Here is a 3,371-nt window from a genome sequence, read left to right on the forward strand (position 1 = left end):
CCAGTGACAAGACAGCGACCACCGCCAACGCTGGGCAGCTTGTAAGTGACTTTATGAGTCAATATAGCGACCTGACAGCACAAGCGCATAGAGTGGCTAAACGGTTCGCTATCGTGGGCGCAGCTGGAGAACTGGCAACACAGGCAGGTATAACAGGCTGGCAAGTAGGACAAGCAACCGCAGCCGTGATGACTTGCTTAGATAATTGGCTTGATAACTATGGGCGTGATGGTGAACACGAACAACGCCAAATCATAGATCATATCAAGGCATTTATTGAACAGCATGGATCAAGTCGTTTTCAGCCTTGCCACATTCACACATACCAAGACTTTGAGCCTAAAATCAATAACCGCGTTGGCTATCACAATTACGACACAGGGGAATATTATTTCTCTACCAGTACCTTTGATGATGTCTGTTCACCATTTAACAAAAGCAAAGTATTGCAAGTGTTAGATGAAGCTGGATTATTGAACGTAACTGAGAATGACCGTAAAACGTGTAGAGTACCTTTACCATTCAAAAAGAACCGTCAACGTGTTTATGCGGTCAAAAGTGAGATATTAAGTTGTGAAACTACAAAAAGCACTGGGACAGCTGGGACAACTGGGACAACCCATACACCGCAAGGGCTAGGCACTGTCCCAAGCAATAAAACACCACTGGGACAGCTGGGACAAAGTAGCTCAATTTGTTAATCTGTCCCAAGTGTCCCAAGGGCAAAAAAGGGGCTGGGACAGCTACAAGCCAATAACCACGGGCGTTGTCCCGTTGTCCCAAGTGTCCCAAGCAAAAAAGCAGATGCAGACAAAAACAATCAAAGGCAGCCGTTTATCGTCTGCCTTTTTTATGGATCAACAATAAACAACACAGCATGCACAGTCATAGCTTGTTATATATTATCCAAAAGTTTACAATAAATTATAAGTTTACTAATAATCTAACCCTATGATTAATATTGACCAAACAGAACAGTTTGAACGTTGGTTGCACAAGCTAAAAGACCCGTTAGGCAAAGTTGGCATATTGGCACGTATAAAGAGAGCCCAAGGCGGTAACTTTGGTGACCATAAGCCATTAGCCAATACGAACGGTATCTATGAGATGCGAATATTCAAAGGCAATGGTTACCGTGTCTATTATGCCCAGCAAGGCGATACCCTCTATCTATTGTTGATAGGGGGCAGTAAAGACAGCCAGACAAACGATATTTCTAAGGCTTGCACCTTATGGCAGCAAGTTAAGGATCAAGAAAAGGAACACCCCAATGACTAATATTAAAACTAGCCGATTTGATGTAGCGGAATACCTGACAGATGAAACTCTTATCAATGCTTACTTGAACGAAGTATTGAGCGATGGTGCACCTAATGAGTTTATCGAAGCCTTAAATGATGTGGCAAAAGCAAAAGGCATGAATGAGCTGGCAGAAAAGACAGGCATAAGACGTGAAAGTCTTTATAAGACATTGCGATCAGAAAAGCCACGTTTTGACACTATGCTAAAAATTATTGATGGTATGGGCTTACAAGTTACTTTAACCCCTAAGGCAGAACTAGAAGCTTGATTGATTAGTGGTTATTGCTACAAAGGGCAGCCGTTTATCGTCTGCCTTTTTTTATGCCTGATGTTTATAAATGCTTATCGTTAAACTAGTTTGAGCACTGCCAGCATGTTAATAAATGTTAATGTTTATCTAGGTTTTCGGACACGTTAGGCGATCACTACCAAGCCCTTTTTATAGTGTAAAGAAACTAAGGAAACCCTAAGGTTTTAGATAAGTCCAGTTTTGGACGTATCGCATTCAAGCAGTCCAGCACCGCCGCGCATGTTGTTATTGGCAGCACTCAAAACCTGAGAAAACCCCTAGTTTTTAGATGTGAGCAGTTTTGCGCCTATCTCATGCAAAGGGTAGTTTCTTAACAAGTACGAGCATGAGAAAAACGGTAAGGTTACGGTTAGTTTTTGGACATCGTAGAACCCAGCAAAACCCAACATTGGCAGCACCTACCACCCCAAGATAACCATAAGGTTAGAACCGTATAAAACCGTACATTCAAAACCGATTAATGCAGCCACCGACTTGTCAAAACTTGTTATTCAAAACCTTATAAAACCTAACATTCAAAACCAAATCACACACCGCTATAAGCTGGAATAGATGCGCCCAAGTTTGGGGTTATTTAGTTTTCGGAGTCCATAAAAGGGGCAATTTTCGGACATCGTAAGCAGGGTTAAAAATGAATTGTTGGACACGTTAAGGGGTAGTTTATGGAACAGTACGCGCACGGGGCATATTTTGCCCATGCTGGATAGTTTCAAGACAAGTATCGCGAGGCAGCATAAGGGACTTTTGCGACAGGTATCGTGAGGGCGTGCAGATAGTGCAAACAATTACAAAATAATTTTTAGCTGATAGGGTAAACATTGAATAACAGCAAATTCAAAAACGATTGTTGGTATTATGGTTGGTATTGTCTTATTTTAAATTTAATATAGTAATGTAAATCAATGGTTTACAGCTATAGTTTAGTTTCCGCAATCTCCACCAAATATTAAAAATCCGATCACTTAATGTGGTCGGATTTTTTTGTTTGGTTTTAAGTATAGATAACTGATAAGTAGCTCAGATAGGAATTAAAAAAGGCACGCTACAAGCTCTTCATTAGCGAAAAAAAGCCATTTGATAGTTATAGGTATCATTAACACAAATTTTTTCCTCATTGAAAGTGTCAAATTGCTCTGCTGTCATAGCAATAGAGTTAGTAACGTCTATTACCTGTTGCGGAGATTTCAGATCTCTTGTCAAGTCATCAGCAGTGAAGCTAATTAAGGCAACCTTATCTTCAATCTTCACTTGAAGACTTCCGTTGCCAAAATTACCATTTTCAAATCCTAGTTTTTTTTCTTCTGGCGTTAAACTGTTCAAATATTCTTGAATGCTGTTTTTGAGTGGTGATGCTTTATCTACATATCGAATAACATAGCTTGAATCGTCTAAATTTGGGTTTTCAAAATAAAATTTTACAGCCAATTTACCTTTAACCGATTGCTTGCTCATTTTATTAAGATAGTTTTCGTAATTTTTAGCATATCGATTTATGAGGTGACAGTCGCTTGTACTTGAATGGCCATAAAAAATAAGATGCGCAAGAATCACTAGTACATATAAAATTTAAACTATCTGTGTTGTTCTTATCAATTAACTCAATTCTTAAATTAGGGTAAATATTCGCTTCATATATAGTCAGTCTATAATAAAAGAGATACAGCCCATATCCTGAAACAGTTTTGGTAAATTATTCTCCATCCACCCTTGGCGTAGAAACTTAGCCTGTGCCCACTTTTTCTCGATAGGGTTTAGATCA

3 protein-coding genes and 1 pseudogene are annotated in these 3,371 nt (G+C 39.4%); 3 read left to right on the plus strand and 1 reads right to left on the minus strand.

From position 1 onward, the window contains the following. The 3 genes and pseudogenes from JMW94_RS14555 to JMW94_RS14565 form a co-directional block, all read left to right on the plus strand. A pseudogene (locus JMW94_RS14555) lies at nucleotides 1–701 on the plus strand (hypothetical protein); the annotation flags it as partial. Nucleotides 702–951: 250 nt separating this feature from the next. Next, nucleotides 952–1,278: a type II toxin-antitoxin system RelE/ParE family toxin gene (locus JMW94_RS14560; RefSeq protein ID WP_201586097.1), complete on the plus strand. Its 327-nt coding sequence runs from the start codon at nucleotides 952–954 to the stop codon at nucleotides 1,276–1,278. Continuing rightward, nucleotides 1,271–1,570 (plus strand): addiction module antidote protein, encoded by a 300-nt coding sequence (locus JMW94_RS14565; protein WP_201604882.1) that lies wholly within the window; start codon nucleotides 1,271–1,273, stop codon nucleotides 1,568–1,570. Before JMW94_RS14560 ends, JMW94_RS14565 begins: the two co-directional genes overlap by 8 nt. 1,098 nt (nucleotides 1,571–2,668) lie before the next feature. Here JMW94_RS14565 and JMW94_RS14570 read toward each other — a convergent pair. Next, nucleotides 2,669–3,064: a hypothetical protein gene (locus JMW94_RS14570; RefSeq protein ID WP_201604883.1), complete on the minus strand. Its 396-nt coding sequence runs from the start codon at nucleotides 3,062–3,064 to the stop codon at nucleotides 2,669–2,671. Between the last annotated feature and the right edge of the window lie 307 nt (nucleotides 3,065–3,371).

Source organism: Psychrobacter immobilis (genome assembly GCF_904846185.1).
Taxonomy (GTDB): Bacteria; Pseudomonadota; Gammaproteobacteria; order Pseudomonadales; family Moraxellaceae; genus Psychrobacter; species Psychrobacter immobilis_B.

Bases quoted from the DNA above. Each gene is read 5' to 3' on its own strand.
- JMW94_RS14565 (WP_201604882.1), top strand. From the start codon at position 1,271: ATGACTAATATTAAAACTAGCCGATTTGATGTAGCGGAATACCTGACA.
- JMW94_RS14570 (WP_201604883.1), bottom strand. From the start codon at position 3,064: ATGAGCAAGCAATCGGTTAAAGGTAAATTGGCTGTAAAATTTTATTTT.
- JMW94_RS14560 (WP_201586097.1), top strand. From the start codon at position 952: ATGATTAATATTGACCAAACAGAACAGTTTGAACGTTGGTTGCACAAG.